16 protein-coding genes are annotated in these 16,186 nt (G+C 72.9%); 8 read left to right on the forward strand and 8 right to left on the reverse strand.

What is annotated here, in order from left to right; genetic code table 11:
- The first annotated feature begins 46 nt into the window (after positions 1 to 46).
- The 3 genes from ABD126_RS28015 (at position 47) to ABD126_RS28025 (ending at position 1,863) form a co-directional block, all read left to right on the forward strand.
- Complete coding sequence (locus ABD126_RS28015; RefSeq protein ID WP_343936956.1) at positions 47 to 895, forward strand: sigma-70 family RNA polymerase sigma factor; 849 nt, start codon at positions 47 to 49, stop codon at positions 893 to 895.
- Positions 892 to 1,152, forward strand: a complete 261-nt coding sequence (locus tag ABD126_RS28020) for a VOC family protein (RefSeq protein WP_343936957.1) — start codon at positions 892 to 894, stop codon at positions 1,150 to 1,152. Before ABD126_RS28015 ends, ABD126_RS28020 begins: the two co-directional genes overlap by 4 nt.
- A 273-nt stretch (positions 1,153 to 1,425) precedes the next feature.
- On the forward strand, positions 1,426 to 1,863 hold the full coding sequence (locus ABD126_RS28025; RefSeq protein WP_343936958.1) for a DUF2243 domain-containing protein: 438 nt from the start codon (positions 1,426 to 1,428) through the stop codon (positions 1,861 to 1,863).
- On the opposite strand, the gene ABD126_RS28030 is transcribed toward ABD126_RS28025, so the two are convergent.
- Together ABD126_RS28030 and ABD126_RS28035 are read right to left on the reverse strand one after the other, a co-directional pair.
- Entirely contained in the window at positions 1,846 to 2,643 is a 798-nt protein-coding gene (locus tag ABD126_RS28030; protein ID WP_343936959.1) for a DnaJ domain-containing protein, read from the reverse strand. The two genes, ABD126_RS28025 and ABD126_RS28030, sit on opposite strands and share 18 nt — an antisense overlap.
- On the reverse strand, positions 2,640 to 3,425 hold the full coding sequence (locus ABD126_RS28035; protein ID WP_343936960.1) for a hypothetical protein: 786 nt from the start codon (positions 3,423 to 3,425) through the stop codon (positions 2,640 to 2,642). Before ABD126_RS28035 ends, ABD126_RS28030 begins: the two co-directional genes overlap by 4 nt.
- Positions 3,426 to 3,604: 179 nt before the next feature.
- On the opposite strand from ABD126_RS28035, the gene ABD126_RS28040 reads away from it, so the two are divergent.
- Together ABD126_RS28040 and ABD126_RS28045 are read left to right on the forward strand one after the other, a co-directional pair.
- On the forward strand, positions 3,605 to 4,210 hold the full coding sequence (locus ABD126_RS28040; protein WP_343936961.1) for a M23 family metallopeptidase: 606 nt from the start codon (positions 3,605 to 3,607) through the stop codon (positions 4,208 to 4,210).
- 523 nt (positions 4,211 to 4,733) lie between these two features.
- The gene (locus ABD126_RS28045) at positions 4,734 to 5,669 is read left to right on the forward strand and encodes an epimerase (RefSeq protein ID WP_343936962.1); all 936 of its coding nucleotides are present in this window, start codon (positions 4,734 to 4,736) and stop codon (positions 5,667 to 5,669) included.
- Positions 5,670 to 5,777: 108 nt separating this feature from the next.
- On the opposite strand, the gene ABD126_RS28050 is transcribed toward ABD126_RS28045, so the two are convergent.
- Genes ABD126_RS28050 through ABD126_RS28060 form a run of 3 tightly spaced genes read right to left on the reverse strand, consistent with a single transcriptional unit; the run spans position 5,778 to position 8,136 of the window.
- Positions 5,778 to 6,122 carry an STAS domain-containing protein gene (locus ABD126_RS28050; RefSeq protein ID WP_343936963.1) on the reverse strand — a complete coding sequence of 115 codons (345 nt, stop codon included), beginning with the start codon at positions 6,120 to 6,122 and terminating at the stop codon, positions 5,778 to 5,780.
- Positions 6,119 to 7,339 carry a PP2C family protein-serine/threonine phosphatase gene (locus tag ABD126_RS28055; protein WP_343936964.1) on the reverse strand — a complete coding sequence of 407 codons (1,221 nt, stop codon included), beginning with the start codon at positions 7,337 to 7,339 and terminating at the stop codon, positions 6,119 to 6,121. Before ABD126_RS28055 ends, ABD126_RS28050 begins: the two co-directional genes overlap by 4 nt.
- Positions 7,336 to 8,136 carry an alpha/beta fold hydrolase gene (locus tag ABD126_RS28060; RefSeq protein WP_343936965.1) on the reverse strand — a complete coding sequence of 267 codons (801 nt, stop codon included), beginning with the start codon at positions 8,134 to 8,136 and terminating at the stop codon, positions 7,336 to 7,338. Before ABD126_RS28060 ends, ABD126_RS28055 begins: the two co-directional genes overlap by 4 nt.
- A gap of 257 nt (positions 8,137 to 8,393) precedes the next feature.
- Here ABD126_RS28060 and ABD126_RS28065 point away from each other — a divergent pair, with 257 nt between their 5' ends.
- Positions 8,394 to 9,965: an ABC-F family ATP-binding cassette domain-containing protein gene (locus ABD126_RS28065; RefSeq protein ID WP_343936966.1), complete on the forward strand. Its 1,572-nt coding sequence runs from the start codon at positions 8,394 to 8,396 to the stop codon at positions 9,963 to 9,965.
- Between the two features lie 109 nt (positions 9,966 to 10,074).
- Here the strand turns inward: ABD126_RS28065 and ABD126_RS28070 are convergent, their stop codons facing one another.
- Positions 10,075 to 10,566, reverse strand: coding sequence for an LppU/SCO3897 family protein (locus ABD126_RS28070; protein ID WP_343936967.1), 492 nt, complete (start codon positions 10,564 to 10,566; stop codon positions 10,075 to 10,077).
- A 289-nt stretch (positions 10,567 to 10,855) separates the two neighbouring features.
- Here ABD126_RS28070 and ABD126_RS28075 point away from each other — a divergent pair, with 289 nt between their 5' ends.
- Entirely contained in the window at positions 10,856 to 13,096 is a 2,241-nt protein-coding gene (locus tag ABD126_RS28075) for a rhamnogalacturonan lyase family protein (RefSeq protein WP_343936968.1), read from the forward strand.
- 189 nt (positions 13,097 to 13,285) lie between these two features.
- A complete protein-coding gene (gene bdeA / locus ABD126_RS28080; protein WP_343936969.1) occupies positions 13,286 to 14,152 on the forward strand; it encodes a bis(hydroxyethyl) terephthalate hydrolase in 867 nt (288 codons plus the stop codon).
- Positions 14,153 to 14,195: 43 nt separating this feature from the next.
- Here bdeA and ABD126_RS28085 read toward each other — a convergent pair whose 3' ends face one another.
- Positions 14,196 to 14,876 (reverse strand): SDR family NAD(P)-dependent oxidoreductase, encoded by a 681-nt coding sequence (locus tag ABD126_RS28085; RefSeq protein WP_343936970.1) that lies wholly within the window; start codon positions 14,874 to 14,876, stop codon positions 14,196 to 14,198.
- Between the two features lie 79 nt (positions 14,877 to 14,955).
- Complete coding sequence (locus ABD126_RS28090; protein WP_343936971.1) at positions 14,956 to 16,155, reverse strand: erythromycin esterase family protein; 1,200 nt, start codon at positions 16,153 to 16,155, stop codon at positions 14,956 to 14,958.
- Between the last annotated feature and the right edge of the window lie 31 nt (positions 16,156 to 16,186).

A 16,186-nucleotide genomic window follows, 5' to 3' on the forward strand; every position in this document is an offset into this window, starting at 1 on the left:
CCGCCGGTCAGTCGGTATGACAGGTCGGGTCGGAGGGATGTGACAGATGGTCGAGCAGGACTGGCTGAGCGAGCGGTTCGCCGAGCACCGGGTCCGGTTGCGCGCGGTGGCCCACCGGATGCTCGGGTCGCCCGCCGAGGCGGAGGACGCGGTGCAGGAGGCGTGGGTGCGGGTCAGCCGCGCGGACACCGGGCAGGTGGAGAACCCGGGCGGCTGGCTGACCACGGTCGTCGCCCGCGTGTGCCTGAACATGCTCAAGGCCCGCGGGTCCCGGCGGGAGGACCCGACCGGCGCGCTGCCACCCGAACCGGCCGCGGGTCCCCGGCCGGCCGACCCGGAGGACGAGGCGCTGCTGGCCGACTCGGTGGGCGTCGCGCTGACCGTCGTGCTGGACACCCTCGCCCCGGCCGAGCGGCTGGCGTTCGTGCTGCACGACGTGTTCGCCGTGCCGTTCGACGAGATCGCCGCCGTCCTGGACCGCTCGCCGGCGGCGACCCGGCAGCTGGCCAGCCGGGCGCGGCGACGGGTGCGCGGCGCGGCCGAGAACTCCGCCGCCGCGCGCTCGCGCAAGCGGGAGGTGGTGGCGGCGTTCCTGGCCGCCGCGCGCGGCGGTGACTTCGCGGGGCTGCTCGCGGTGCTGGACCCGGACGCCGAGGTCGGCGAGATCCACGGGGCCGAGGCGGTGGCGGCGTTCTTCTCCGGGCGGGCGCGGGCCGCGCGGGTCGCGCTGGTGGACGGCGTGCCAGCGGCGGTGTGGTCGCACCGGGGACGGGTGGCGGCGGTGTTCGCGTTCACCGTGGTGGGCGACCGGATCACCCGGATCGCCATCGACACCGAACCCGACCCGGACCTGGAGGTCGTGCACCTGCGAACCGGCGACGAGGACCGCGCATGACGCCCGGGTCCGTCACGTGCACCCTGACCGTCCACGACCTGGACGACGTGTTCGCCGCCTACCGGGACGTGCCGGGCGTGACGGGCACGTGCGGCGTGGTCTTCGTGACCGACGACTGCGACGCCACGTTCGGGCACCTGGAGGCGGCGGGCGCGGAGGTGATGCAGGAACCGATCACGCGCCCCGACGGCACCCGCGACTGCGCCTTCCTGCACCCGTCCGGCGCGCTGCTCCGCTTCACCCGCCCGGTCCGCTGAACGAGTCTCGAACAACGCCCCACCAGCGTACGAGGGGGTCGGTGCGGCGGTCGCCTCTCGGCGAGTGGCACGACGCGGCTCCAGCCGGACGGTATTCCGCGAAGGCTTTGAGATGAGGCCCGGGGGACACGGACCGCACCGACCCGGTCCCTACAACGACCCGCCGCCCGGCCCTGTTCCCGCTCGGCGGTGGCCTCGGTCACACGTTCGAGGAAGGCGGGAGCGGTCCGAACGGTCGAGTTTCGCGGGGGGCGCGCAGGCTACCCCGACGGTATGTCGATCAGGACGCCCGCGGTGGTGCTCGGGCTCGGGATCGGGGGGTTCGTCGACGGGATCGTCGCCCACCAGATCCTCGGCTGGCACCACATGCTCTCCGGCTGGCACCCGCCGACCACCCCGGAGAACCTGCACGTCAACATGGTCGGCGACGGGTTTTTCCACCTGCTGTGCCTGCTGCTCGTGCTGGCCGGCGTGGCCCTGCTCAACCGCGCCCCGCGGCTGTCCGGCGGGCAGCTGTGGGGCGGGGTGCTCGTCGGGTGGGGCGTGTTCAACCTGGTCGAAGGCGTGGTGGACCACCTGGTGCTCGGCGTCCACCACGTGCGGCACGGGCCCGACCAGCTCGCCTACGACATCGGGTTCCTGGTGCTCGGCGCGGTGCTGGTCGTGGTCGGGTCGCTGGTGGCCCGTGCCGGCTCACGGGTTGGTCGCTGACTTCGACAGGTAGTACAGGAACAACAACGTCGAGATCGTGCCGATCGAGATGGCGATCCGGGCGATGACCCGGTCGGCGGTGCCCTTCGGGTTGCGCAGGGCGGCGAAGCCGAGGATCACGCCGAGCGGCGCGCACGAGCACACCGTGGCGAGGACCAGGGCCACGATCGGCAGCGCGGAGACCGCCCGGCGACGCGGCTGCCACTGCGGCGGTTGCCAATACGGCGGCGGCTGCCACTGCGGAGGAGGCGGTGGTTGGGGCGTCCAGTACGGCGGGTCGTGGCGGGGCGGGGTGTTGTCCCACGTCGCGTCGTCCCACGCCGGCTCGGCCCGGTCGTCCCAGGCCCGGTCGTCCCAGGCCCGGTCGTCCCAGTGCCGGTCGTCCCGGTCCGGCGGCTCGACGCCGACGACGACCTCCTCGCTCTCCCAGAGCGAGTCCGCCGGAGCCGGTTCCTCGTGGCGGTCCTCGTGGTCTTCGCGGTCCCACGCGCTCGTGCCGGTCCCCGAAGTGCCGGTGCCTGACGTGCCGGTGCCGGACGTGCTGGTGCCGGACTCCAGCGTCGCGTCGAACTCGGCGCGGCGGCGCGGGTCGAGCAGGACGTCCTTCGCGATGTGCAGCAGCTTCGTCTCGTACTCGCTGCCGCCCGGCCGGTCCGGGTGCACGAGCAGGACCTGCTGCCGGTGGGCCGCGACGATCTGCGCCCGCGTCGCCTTCGGCTCGACGCCGAGCAGCGCGTACGGGTTGTGCCCGTCGAGGTCGCGCAGGGAGGGACCGGTCACCGGCCCACGACCTCGGCCCGCCAACAGGTCACTTCCCACGACCGCGGGCCGGTGTCGTAGCGGTAGCCGTGCCCGGTGCCGGCGGCGAAGGTGACGTACCGGCGGTTGGCCAGGTAGCACCAGACCCGCAGGGTGCTGCCGTTCAGCGCGTGCGGCGACCCGGTGCGGAAGTAGTAGAAGTCGTGCCACAGCTCGCCGTCGTCGGTCAGGAACGGCTCTTGGAGCAGTTGCTGGGCACGCGCCGGCAGGTTGCCCAGGAACCCGGTCATGCCGCCGTCGAGCCGCCTGGTCAGCGGGGTGGTCGGCGCGCCGGGCCCGCTGCCGGGGCCCGAACCGGGTCCCGACGACGCGCGGCCGGCCGGTGCGGGCGGGGTCGCGGCGGCGTTGACGGTGGCGCGGCGGAACGTCGACTCGTCCAGCTTGAGCGTCCGGATCTCGTGCGCGGGGTTGCCGGCGGCGTTGACCGTCGGCTCGACGGTGACGAACGCCTGCGTGCCGAGCACGGCGGCGGCGTTGCGGCCGTTGACGTCGGTGGCCCACCACTCGACCACACGGCCGATCCGCGCGTTGACCCGCTCCTGGATCTTGGGTCCGAGCCGGTCCCACACCTCTTCGCGGGTGCCGACGGACTCGGTGAAGTTCAGGCTGCCCGCGGTGTGCACCGGGCCGGACCCGTCCGCCGTCCGGTGGGCCGGTGACCGCGGGCCGGGCCGCGCCGGCGTCCCGCCCTCGGGCTTGGCCGGCGTCCCGCGCTCGGGTCGCATCGGTAAGCGGTCGTTCACCCGTGTCCTCCAACGTGCTGACCATGATCGGCGGCCCATCGTAGTGGGAGCGCCACCGGGCCACACCGTTGTTTGACGGACCACGGGCCGAGCCGGGCGTCCAGGTCGCCACAGGGTTTCCACACGGTCGGCCCGGCACCGTTCGGGGCGTTGTTCCGCAACCGAACAGGGGGATTGTGGTGAAGACGTTCTTCCGGAAATTGGCCGTGACCACCGCGGCGGTCGTGGGGGCGGGGGTCATGCTCGCCGCGCCGGCGTGGGCCGGGGAGCCGGTGGCCGCCGGCGACGACTTCGGGCTGGGCGAGACCGTGCTGGAGGAGACCACCCTGACCGACGCCGAACTCGCGGCGGCGCCGAAGTTCCAGGCGCCGTTCAAGTGCGGCCAGAAGTGGAAGGGCACGACGTACAACGGCCACTGGCCCAACACGCACAGCCGGGACTTCTGGCGCGTCGGCGGCAAGACCAAGGGCCAGCCGGTCCTCGCCGCCGCCTCCGGCAAGGTGATCGAGGCCAAGTACGGCAGCCGGCAGGGCTGGGGCGTGTCCATGGACATGGGCGGCGGCTACAAGACGTACTACTTCCACATGACCGGCAAGCCCAAGGTCAAGAACGGGCAGAAGGTCAAGCAGGGCCAGTTGCTGGGCTACGTCGGCGACACCGGCCAGGCCAAGGGCAACGCGCACCTGCACTACACCGTCACCAAGGGCGGCAAGGGCGTCAAGCCGTACTTCAACGGCAAGGCGCACAACCCGGGTGACGTCGTCGAGAGCAAGAACGCCTGCTGACAGAGCCGCAAGGGGGAGCCGGGGTGTGGCCGCGCGGCCACACCCCGGCCTTTTCCGCACCCGCGGGCACGGCGCGGTCGCCGACGAAGCCCGCGGGTACGGCGGGACCGCCGACGAAGCCCGGCCGATCTCCCGCCGCGAGCGCCCGGGGTGCGGTCGCCGGGTCCCGATCACCCGGTCGGCCCCGCGCCGGACCGTGGCCGGTCGCGCCAGCACCGCGGCCAGCACCAGGTCCGCGTGCCGGCGCGGGGTGCCGGCGCGGTGGAGTGCGGTGCTGGGGGAGCGGGCGGTGGTGCTGCGCCGGGAGGAGGCCGTCGCGGCGGGGCGGTATCGCGCCGCCCAGCGCGGTGTTCAGCCGTTCCAGCACCGGCTGGTCGTGCCGGCCGAGCAGGTGCAACGCGCCGCGCAGGCTCAACTCGGGGATGTCGCGCCTTCAGCCCTCTTCCCCCCTTGGCCGGTACCGCCAACCGTAGCGGAGCGCGGGTGTACGCTGATTTTGAACACGTTCAAAAAGGGGGTCGGCGTGAAGATCGTCATACCGGGTGGGTCGGGGCACGTCGGGCGCTTCCTGACGCGGGCGCTGGCACGAGCCGGGCACGACGTGGTCGTGGTGGGGCGGGGCAGTGGTGTGCGGTGGGACGGGCGGACGCCGGGGGAGTGGGTGCGGGAGGTCGACGGGGCGGACGCCGTGATCAACCTCGCCGGGCGCAGCGTGAGTTGTCGGTACACGCCCGAGAACCTGCGGGAGATGATGGCTTCCCGGGTCGACTCGGCGACCGCCGTCGGCGAGGCGATCGCGGCCGTGGGCCGGCCGCCCGGGGTTTGGCTGCAAATGAGCACCGCGACCATCTACGCCCACCGGTTCGACGCGCCGAACGACGAGATCACCGGCCGGATCGGGGGCGACGAACCGGATGTGCCCGACTACTGGGCCTACAGCGTCCGCATCGCCCGCGAGTGGGAGGCCGCGCAAGAACGCGCCGAGACGCCGCGGACCCGCAAAGTGGCCCTGCGCACGGCCATCGTGATGAGCACCGAACCGGGCGGCGCGTTCACCGTGCTGCGGAACATGGCGCGGCTCGGGCTGGGCGGGCCGGTGGCCGGCGGCGCGCAGTACGTGTCCTGGCTGCACGAAGAGGACTTCGTGCGGGCCGTCGAATTCCTGCTCGACGGGGAACTGACCGGGCCGGTCAACCTGGCCGCCCCGAACCCGTTGCCGCAGAAGGACTTCATGCGCGAACTGCGGGCCGCGTGCGGGATGCCGCTCGGGCTGCCCGCGACGAAGTGGATGGCCGAACTCGGCGCGTGGGCGATCCGCTCGGACACCGAACTGCTGCTCAAGAGCCGCCGCGTGGTGCCGACCCGCCTGCTGGACGCCGGTTTCACGTTCCGCCACCCGACCTGGGCGCACGCCGCCCGCGACCTGGTGCGCCGGGGCACCACGGCCACAGGCCGCTGACGAACACCCGCAACCCCTCGCGGCCGGCACCGGCCACCGCTCGCCGATGGACGCCATGTGCGGCGACCGGGCGGCCTCCGCGACGCCAGACGGTCCGACCCCCGTCCGTCACGTGTGAGCGGCGACGGCTTCGGTGGCGCTGGGGTAGGTCGGGAACAGGCTGGTCAGGCCGATCAGGTCCAGGATGCGGGTGAGCTGGGCCGGCACGCACACCAGGGCGATCGACGCCCCCGCCGCGCCCGCGACGTTGCGGGCGGCGATGAGGGTGGAGATGCCGCTGGAGTCGCAGAAGCCCATCCGGGCCAGGTCCACGACCAGCAACTGGCCGCCGGCGATGGTCAGGCCCTTGAGCTGCTCCAGGACCGCGGGCGCGGTGTTCGCGTCCAGGTCGCCGCGCACGGTCAGGACCGGGCCGGTCGAGGTGGTGCTGGTGGCGGCGGAGAAGTCGGTCACGGTTCGGTGCTCCCGGGGGACGGGACGCTGAGCGCCAGCAGGGCCGTGTCGTCCTCGACGCCCTTGCCGAAGCCCGCGAGCAGGCGGGTGGCGGCGGCGATCACGGCCGGCGCGGTGGTCGGCGCCAGGGCGCCCAGGTCGTCGCGCAACTGTTCCTCGCTGTACCGGGCGCCCGCGCGGGCGCGGGCCTCGGTCAGGCCGTCGGTGTAGAGCAGCATGGTGTCACCCGGGCCCAAGCGCACGTCCACGGCGGCGAAGTGCGCGTCGGGCAGCGCCCCGACCAGCTGCCCGCCCGGGATCTCCAGCAACGACGACGTGCCGTCGGCGCGGACCAGCAACGCCGGCGGGTGCCCGCCGGTGGCCAGCGTGACCGCCGCGCCGTCGCCGTCGGGGCGGATGCGGCCGTGCACGACGGTGCAGAACCTCGGGTTGGTCCCGTTGTACTTGTGGGTCAGCACGGTGTTCAGGCTGTCCAGCACGGCGGTCGGGTGCGGGTCGTGCACGGCCGCCGCGCGCAGCGTGTAGCGCACCAGCGAGGTCACCACGGCCGCGTCCGCGCCCTTGCCCGACACGTCGCCGAGGAAGAACCCCCACGTGCCGGCGCCGAGCGGGAACAGGTCGTAGAAGTCACCGCCCACCTGGTCGGTCGACGCCGGGTGGTAGTACGCCGCGACCTCCACGCCGGGCACCGCCGGCAGCTCCGGCGGCAGCAGGGTCCGCTGGAGGGTCCGGGCCAGTTGCTGCGCCCGGTCCCGCTCGCGTTCGGCCTGCTCCCGGGCCCGCAGCAGCTCCTGCTCGTAGGCGCGCCGGTCGCGGGCGTCGAACACGGTGGTGCGGATCAGCTGCGCCTGCCCGTCCCCGCCGGTCTTGACCGTCGAGGTGACCAGCACCGGCAGCCGGGTCCCGTCGGCCGCCTTCAGCTCCAGCGCGACCCCGCCCAGTTCGCCCTGCATGCGCAGCAGCGGCGCGAAGTGGGTCTCGTAGTAGATCCGGCCGCCGACGGTGAGCAGGTCGGGGAAGGTCCGCCGGCCGACCACCTCGGCGCGCCCGTAGCCGAGCCAGCCCAGCAGCGTCGCGTTGATCTTGGCGATCGTGCCGTCCAGCAGCGTCGACAGGTACCCGCACGGGGCGTTGTCGTAGAGGTCCTCCGCGCTGTCCTCCAGCAGCGCCGAGAACGCCGACCCGGTCTCGGCGTGGTCGTCGGCCTCGCACATCATCGGGCGCTCAGGAAGGCGAGGATCGCCTCGGCCGTGGCCTGCGGCGCGGACAGCTGCGGGCAGTGCCCGGTGGCGTCGAGCGTCACCAGGGTGCTGCCGGGGATCTGCTCGTGGGTGAACCGGCCCACCTCCGGCGGCGCGATGGCGTCGTGGGCGCACTGGAGGATCAACGTCGGCACGGTGACCCGCGCGAGGTCGGCCCGGTTGTCGGAGAGGAACGTGGCGCGCGCGAACACCCGCGCGATGGCGGGGTCGGTGCGGCAGAAGCTGTTCCTCAGCTCCTCGCCCAGCTCCGGGCGGTCCGGGTTGCCCATGATCACCGGCGCCATCGTGGCCGACCAGCCCAGGTAGTTCGACTCCAGGGCGGCGAGCAGCTCGTCGATGTCGGCGCGGCTGAACCCGCCCCGGTAGTCGCCGTCGTCGAGGTAGCGGGGCGACGGCGTGACCAGCACGAGCCGCGCGAACCGGTCCGGCTCGCGGGTGGCGGCCAGCACGGCGACCATGGCGCTGACCGAGTGCCCGACCAGCACGACGTCCCGCAGGTCCAGCTCGCGGCACAGCTCCAGGACGTCCTCGGCGTACCCGTCGAGGCGCTCGTAGCGCTCGGCGCTCCACGCCGACACGTCCGACCGCCCGCACCCGGTGTGGTCGAACAGCACCACCCGGCACCGCTCGGCCAGCCGGGGGACGACGAGCCGCCACATGTTCTGGTCGCAGCCGAAGCCGTGCGCGAGCACCACGGTCGGGCCGCTGTCCAGGCCGGTGACGACCACGTTGTTCCTGCTGAGCACGTCCACCGGGTCGATCCTGCCACTTCCGGGCGGTTCGGGCCGATCAGCGGTGACGTGCACCGACAGCGCAATCCCCGGACGTCACCACCCAACCCGCTAAACTGGACCGAGAACGACAACCAGGGAGACCCAGAAGTGGCAGGCGAGCTCGACGTCTCCGGGTGACTACCCGGCCCCGCAGACCACCGCGCGTGCGCAGAGCACGACCGCCGTGGTCCGCGCAGTCCTCCCCTGACCACGTTCGCCCGAAGGTCTTCTCACCCATGTCTTGCATCGTATGCACCGCCCTGTCCTTCGCCTGGCCCGACGACACCCCGGTGTTCGACGACCTGTCGTTCACCGTTCCCGCCGGGCGCACCGGCCTGGTCGCCCCCAACGGCGCGGGCAAGAGCACGCTGCTCCGCCTGATCGCGGGCGACCTGCGCCCCACCTCGGGCACGGTCACCGTCCGCGGCCAGCTCGGCTACCTGCCCCAGCACCTGCCGACGGCCACCGACCTCACCGTCGCGCAGGTCCTGGGCATCGACCACGTCCTCACCGCCCTGCACGCCATCGAGTCCGGCGACGCGTCCGAAGAGCACTTCACCACCATCGGCAACGACTGGGACATCGAGGAACGCACCCGCGCCCACCTCGACCGCCTGGGCCTCGGCGACCTCGCCCTCACCCGCACCCTCGACACGCTCAGCGGCGGCCAGGTCGTCTCGCTCGGCCTGGCCGCGCAGCTGCTCGGGCAACCGGACGTCCTCCTGCTCGACGAACCCACCAACAACCTCGACCGCGCCGCCCGCACCCGCCTCCACGCGGTCCTCGACGCCTGGAACGGCTGCGTCCTGGTCGTCAGCCACGACCGCGAACTGCTGGACCGGGTGGACCGCATCGCCGAACTGGACCGGGGCGAATTGCGCCTGCACGGCGGCGGCTTCACCGACTACGAGCAAGCCGTCCAGGTGGAACGCGAAGCCGCCGAACGCGCGGTCCGCAACGCCGAGCAGGAGGTCAGGCGCGAGAAGGCCCAACAGCAACAGGCCCGGGAACGCGCGGCCCGCCGCGCGAGCAACGCCGCCCGAAACCTCGGTGACGCCGGCCTGCCGAAGATCTTCGCCGGCACCATGAAGCGCAACGCGGAGAAGACAGCCGCCAAGTCGGCCGAGACCCACGCCGACCGCGTGGCCGAAGCACAGTCCAAATTGGACGAAGCCGGCCGGAACCTCCCCGACGAGCAGGTCATCACCCTGGTCCTCCCGGCGACCACCGTCCCGGCCGGCCGCACGGTCTTCCACGGCGAAGGCCTGGTAGCCCACCACGGCACGCGCACGATCTTCGAGGGTCTGAACCTGACCATCCGGGGCCCCGAACGCATCGCGCTGACCGGTGGGAACGGGGCCGGCAAGTCCACCCTGCTGCGCCTGCTCGACACCGGCGACCGGGTCGCATACCTGTCCCAGCGCCTGGACCTGCTCGACCCGGACCGCAGCATCCTGGACAACCTGGCGACCTCGGCCCCGGGCCTGTCCGCCGAACGCCGCCTGCACCTGCTCGCCCAGTTCCTGTTCCGGGGCGACCGGGTCCACCTGCCGGTGGGCGCGCTCTCCGGCGGCGAACGGCTCCGGGCGACCCTGGCCTGCGTCCTGTTCGCCGAGCCCGCCCCGCACCTGCTCCTGCTGGACGAGCCGACCAACAACCTGGACCTGGTCAGCGTGGGCCGGCTGGAGAGCGCGCTCAACGCCTACCGGGGCGCGTTCGTCGTGGTCAGCCACGACGAACGCTTCCTGGACAACATCGGCGTCACCCGCCGGCTGCACCTGGCCGACGGCACGCTGACCCCGGCCTGACGCACCGCGTCCCCCAGCTCGGTGCGCGAGGTCACGCCGAGCTGGGGGAAGACCCGGTGCGGGTGCTGACCGGTGGGCGGACAGCCGGGCGGCACCGGTGCGGTCGGCCTCACGCCGTGAGGCACACGGTCGTCGCCGGGGTGCTGTAGACCAGCGGCTTGTGGGTCGCGTCGCACTGCGCGCGGTCGGCCTTGCCCGACACCACCCGGGCCACCCGGTGCGGCGCGCTCGCGCAGTCGGCCTTCCCGTACGCGCGGCCGTCGCTGAAGTCGTGGACCACCAGGCAGTCGCCCTCCTTCACCCGCAGCATCGCGCACGTGTACGTCTTGCGGCTGATCTTGCGCGACCGGCCGCGGTCGACGTGGTAGTCCCCGTCCGGGCACGGGTGGTCCGCCCGCGCGGCCGACCCCCGGTCCACCACCACGTACACGGCGCTCGACGCGGAGCAGTCCACCTTCTCCAGCTCACCCCGGCCGCCCGAGGTGCTCACGGGCTCCAGGCAGTCGCCGGGGCTCGGCGACTGCGACACCGCGTACACCCACAGCCCCCCGAACACGAGGACCACCACCCCGACGACCGCGATCCCGATCTTGGCGACCAACCCGAACCTCCCGTCCCACACCGCCCGGCGCCCCGCCGCGCGGCCCGGACCGACCACGATCGATCACGGGCGAGCGGTAGACGCACGGCACCGCACCGGCGTTGCGTCGCCGATCGAGGTCGGCGCGGCACGCAGCCGGGGGAAAGCGTTTACCCCGCTGACCTCGGTGAACCGGCCGAACCCTTGACCGCGTCATCCCGCCGGTGCTGTCATGGTCCGCGACCGGGCAAGGGGTGTCCCGGCGCTATTCTGGGAGCGCTCCCAGAATTCGGACAGCGAAGGAGCAACGGTGCTCTCCACGATCCGAATGCGGGCGATCGCCGCCGCTGCGGCGATCAGCGCGGTGACGGGTGGACTGGTGGTCGCCGGGGTGGCTTCGGCCGCGCCCGGCTGCTCGGTCGACTACGTCGTGCAGAACAGGTGGCAGGGCGGGTTCTCCGCCAACGTCACCATCACCAACCTCGGCGACCCGGTCGACGGGTGGCGCCTGGCCTGGAGCTTCCCCGGCTCGGAACGCTTCAGCCAGGGGTGGAACGCGACCTTCGCGGCTTCCGGGGCCGACGTCACCGCGTCCAATGTGGACTGGAACCGGGCGATCCCCACGGGCGGCACGGCGTCCTTCGGGTTCAACGGGACCACCACCGGCACGGAAGTCGGCACGCCGGCGTCCTTCACGCTCAACGGCACCACCTGTGACGGCGGAACAGGCCCAACCACGACCACGACCACCGCCACGACGACGACCACCACGACCACTACCACGACGACCACGACTGACCCGGGGCCGGCGCCGGGCGACCCCACCGGGCGCAGGCAAGTCGAGCGGCTGGACCGGGGCGTGGTCAGCGTGCGGTCGGGCAGCGGCAACCTGGTCAGCTGGCGGCTGCTCGCCGGCGACCCGCAGAACGTCGCCTTCAACGTCTACCGAGGTGGCACGAAGCTCAACCCCGCCCCGATCACCGCCTCCACCAACCACCTCGACGCCGGCGGGCCGATCGGCGCCTCCTACACGGTCCGCGCCGTCGTCAACGGCGCCGAGCAACCCGCCTCCCGGGCCTCGCTGTCCTTCGGCTCCGGCTACCTCGACGTGCCGATCCAACCCCCGGCCACCGCCTACAGCGCCAACGACGCCAGCGTCGGCGACGTGGACGGCGACGGCCAGTACGAGATCTTCCTCAAGTGGTACCCCGACAACGCCAAGGACAACTCGCAGGCCGGCGTCACCGGCAACACCCACATCGACGCCTACCGCCTCGACGGCACCCGCCTGTGGCGCATCGACCTCGGCCGCAACGTCCGGTCCGGCGCGCACTACACCCAGTTCCAGGTCTACGACTACGACGGCGACGGCCGCGCCGAGATCGCCATGAAGACCGCCGACGGCACCCGCGACGGCCGCGGCACGGTCATCGGCAACGCCTCCGCCGACCACCGCAACTCCGACGGCTACGTCCTGTCCGGCCCGGAGTTCCTGACCATGTTCAACGGCCTGACCGGCGCGGCGATGTCCACGGTGGACTACGACCCGCCGCGGGGGAACGTGGCCTCCTGGGGTGACGGTTACGGCAACCGGGTGGACCGCTTCCTGGCCGGCACCGCCTACCTCGACGGCGCGCGACCCAGTCTCGTCATGGCCCGCGGCTACTACACCCGAGCGGTCATCGCGGCCTGGGACTTCCGGGACGGGCGGCTGGTCAAGCGGTGGACGTTCGACTCCAACGCCGCCGGCAACGGCACGTACGCCGGGCAGGGCAACCACTCGCTGACCATCGGCGACGTGGACGCCGACGGCCGCGACGAGATCGTCTACGGCGCGGCGGCCATCGACGACACCGGGCGCGGCCTGTGGAACACCCGCTTCGGCCACGGCGACGCCGCCCACCTGGGCGACCTCGATCCGGCGCGCCCCGGCCTGGAGTACTACAAGGTCTCGGAGAACTCCAGCCAGCCCGGCTCGTGGTTCGCCGACGCCCGCACCGGCCAGATCCTGTGGCAGACCGCGCCGGCGGGGGACAACGGCCGTGGCGTGTCCGCCGACGTGCACGCGGGGAGCCCCGGCGCGGAGTCGTGGTCCAGCGCGGACACGCAGTTGCGCGACACCCGCGGCCAAACCGTCGGGCGCAAGCCGTCCTCGGCGAACTTCCTGCTCTGGTGGGACGGCGACCCGACCCGCGAGCTGCTCGACGGGACGCACGTCGACAAGTACGGGACCGGCGGCGACACCCGGCTGCTCACCGGCTCGGGCGTGCACTCGAACAACGGCACGAAGTCGAACCCGTCGCTGTCCGGCGACATCCTCGGCGACTGGCGCGAGGAGGTCGTCTGGCCCACCACCGACAACCGCGCGCTGCGCATCTACTCCACCCCCAACCAGACCGACCGACGCATCCCGACCCTGATGCACGACCCGATGTACCGGGTCGCCATCGCCTGGCAGAACACCGCCTACAACCAGCCGCCGCACCCGAGCTTCCACATCGGCGGCGGCATGGCGACCCCGCCCTGGCCGGACGTCCACTACGCACGGTGACCTCTACCGAGCCGCCGGCGCCCGATCGGGTGCCGGCGGTTTCGTTCAGCCGCTCAACGAAATGAGACGGCCCTCTTCCGGCGCGTACTTGACGCGAGAGTAGCTAAGCGGTCAGACTCGTCGCGGACCACAGGTCCACTGAGGACTCTCTCCGCCAAGTCCTTTCCGCACAAGGAAAAGAGCCTCTCCATGCCCTGGAAGACCCGGCTGCGCAGCACCCTGACCGCAGGCGTGGCCCTCGCCCTCGTCTCCGCCGCGCCGGTGGCCCGCGCGGCCGAGAACCCCTACGAACGCGGCCCGGCCCCGACCACCGCGAGCATCGAGGCCTCCCGCGGGCCGTACGCGACCGCGCAGACCACGGTGTCCAGCGCGAGCGTGCGCGGCTTCGGCGGCGGCACGATCTACTACCCGACCAGCACGGCGGACGGCACGTTCGGCGCGGTGGCGATCGCGCCGGGCTACACCGCGAGCCAGTCGAGCCTGTCGTGGCTGGGTCCGCGCCTGGCCTCGCAGGGCTTCGTGGTGTTCATCATCGACACCCTGTCCCGCTACGACCAGCCCGCCGCGCGCGGCGACCAGCTCCTGGCCGCCCTGGACCACCTGACCACGGCCAGCTCGGTCCGGTCCCGCGTGGACGCGACGCGCCTGGGCGTGATGGGCCACTCGATGGGCGGCGGCGGCTCGCTGGAAGCCGCGAAGGACCGGCCGACGTTGCAGGCGGCCATCCCGCTGACCCCGTGGAACACCACCAAGACGTGGTCCACGGTCCAGGTGCCGACCCTGATCGTCGGCGCGGAGGACGACAGCGTGGCCTCGGTGTCGCGGCACGCCGAGCCGTTCTACACCGGACTGCCCGCCACGCTGGACAAGGCGTACCTGGAACTCGCGGGCGCGAGCCACTACGCCCCGAACAGCTCCAACACGACGATCGCGAAGTACTCGATCTCGTGGCTCAAGCGGTTCATCGACGACGACACCCGCTACGAGCAGTTCCTCTGCCCGGCCCCGCGATCCGCGGCGATCTCGGAGTACCGGGACACCTGCCCGCACTCCTGACCGGTCCCACCCTCGCCGACCTCGCGCGGGAGGTCGGCGAGGGTCAGGTCCGCAGGTAGGAGGCGCCGTTGAGGTCCAGCACGGTGCCCGACGCCCACTCCGCCTCCGGCGAGGCCAGGTAGACCACGGCGGCGGCGACCTCCTCCGGGTTGGCCACCCGCCCGAACGGGCTCTGCGCGAGGACCGCGTCGTCGACCATGTGCGCCACGCGGTCCGTGCCGACGAAACCGGGGGCCACCGACGTCACCGCGATGCCGTGCGGGGCGAGCGCGACGGCCAGCGACTGGCCCATCGAGTGCAGCGCCGCCTTGCTCGCGCCGTAGGCGGGCATGCCGGGTTCGCCGCGGAACGCGCCCCGCGACCCGACGTTGACGATCCGGCCCCGGACGCCCTGGTCGATCATGTGCCGGGCGACGCAGTAGGACATGTTGGCCGCGCCGAAGACGTTCACCTCGAACGTGCGCCGCCACAGCGCCTGCCACTGCGCGTAATCCAGGTTGGTCACGGTGCCCAGTTCCACCAGGCCGGCGTTGTTGACCAGGACGTCGATCTTCCCGAGCGTCCCGACGGCCGCCTCCACGGCCCGCTCGACCGACTCCGGGTCGGCGAGGTCCACGTCCGCCGAGGACAGTGCGACCACGTCGTCGCCGAGGTCCCGGAACGCCGCCGCGATCGCCGCGCCGATGCCCCGGCTGCCGCCGGTGACCAGCACACCCCTGCCCATCCCGAACCCCCTGTGGTGTCGTCCGACCACCGCAACCTAGATCGACACCGCCGCGAACTCAACCGGGAGGGGTGCGCGGTCACCAGTACTGGTGGCGCCGCCCGTCGGTGTCGGCGACGAAGATCACCGCGTCGGTCCCGTCGAGGTCGGCCGGGTCGAGCGGGAGGTGGCCGGGCACGATCGGGTCGCCCTTGCGGGTGCCCGGGGGCAGCGCGTCGAGCAGGGCCCGCGCCGGGAACAGGGTGCGGCGGGTGGTCGCGCCGGCCAGGGCGTGCTGGAGGGTGCCCGGTTCGCTGCGCGGGTTGGCGTCGGTCGCCACGACCAGGTAACCGTCCCCGAGGACGGGCGCGACCAGCGCGCCGGCGTCGGCCCAGTCCGCGTGGTGCTCGCCGACCCGCATGCGCGACGACGAGCGGATCACGTGCATGTTGTGGGCGAAGAGCAGGCTCGGGCCGCGGCCCTGCTCACGGGCGACGATCGCGAGCAGGTTGTCGGCCATCATCTCCGCCCGCAGGCTGAGCAGGGTGGAGATCCGGTCGGGTCCCGGACTGGCCATGGCGGCGTGGTAGCGCAGCAGGCCCTGGGCGGTGCGCGCGTGGGCGACGGCGAGGTCGTGGGCGTCCGGGTCGGCGGGGCGCAGACCGGGTGCGGCGCGGCGCAAGGCGCTGGCCAGGTCGTCGGCGACGATGCGCAGGTCCCGGACGCGGTCCGAGCCGCCGATGGACTTCGCCGGCTCGTACATGGCGGCCGGGTTGGTCCAGTCGGCGTCGTCGCCGAGCAGCGGTTCGAGGTCGGTCGTCGGGCGCAGTGCCGGGGGCAGGTGGTCGAGGACGGCGGACAGCGCTCGGCGCGGGCTGGGCGCGGCGGCGGTCTCCAGCGGGGCGTCGTAGCCGTAGAAGCGGACGTGGTCGTGCGGCGGGCGCTCGGCGTTGTGGGCGCGGAGCCACTCGACCAGTTCGCGGTTGCCCGGGACGTTGCCGAAGCGGTGGCTGAACCCGGTGTCCAGGACGGTGTCGACGTCCCCCGCGCCGCCGGTGACGTGGTCGTTGACGAGGGCGGCGGCGAAGAAGTCGGTCTCCAGCACGATCGACCGGTAGCCGCGCTCGACCAGGTGGGGGAGGAGTTCGTTGCGCAGCAACGGGAACGCCTTGATCCCGTGGGTGGGTTCGCCGAGCGCCAGCACCCGCGGCGGCGTGGTGCGGGAGGCGATCAGGTCGTCGATCGCGCGGCCGAGGTCGTCCAGCGGTCGGCCGATGCCGTCCAGTGCGGCAGTGGACACGAGAACCCCTTTCGATTGGCTGTGGGGTGAA

This window comes from Saccharothrix mutabilis subsp. mutabilis, from assembly GCF_039521145.1.
GTDB classification, from domain to species: domain Bacteria; phylum Actinomycetota; class Actinomycetes; order Mycobacteriales; family Pseudonocardiaceae; genus Actinosynnema; species Actinosynnema mutabilis.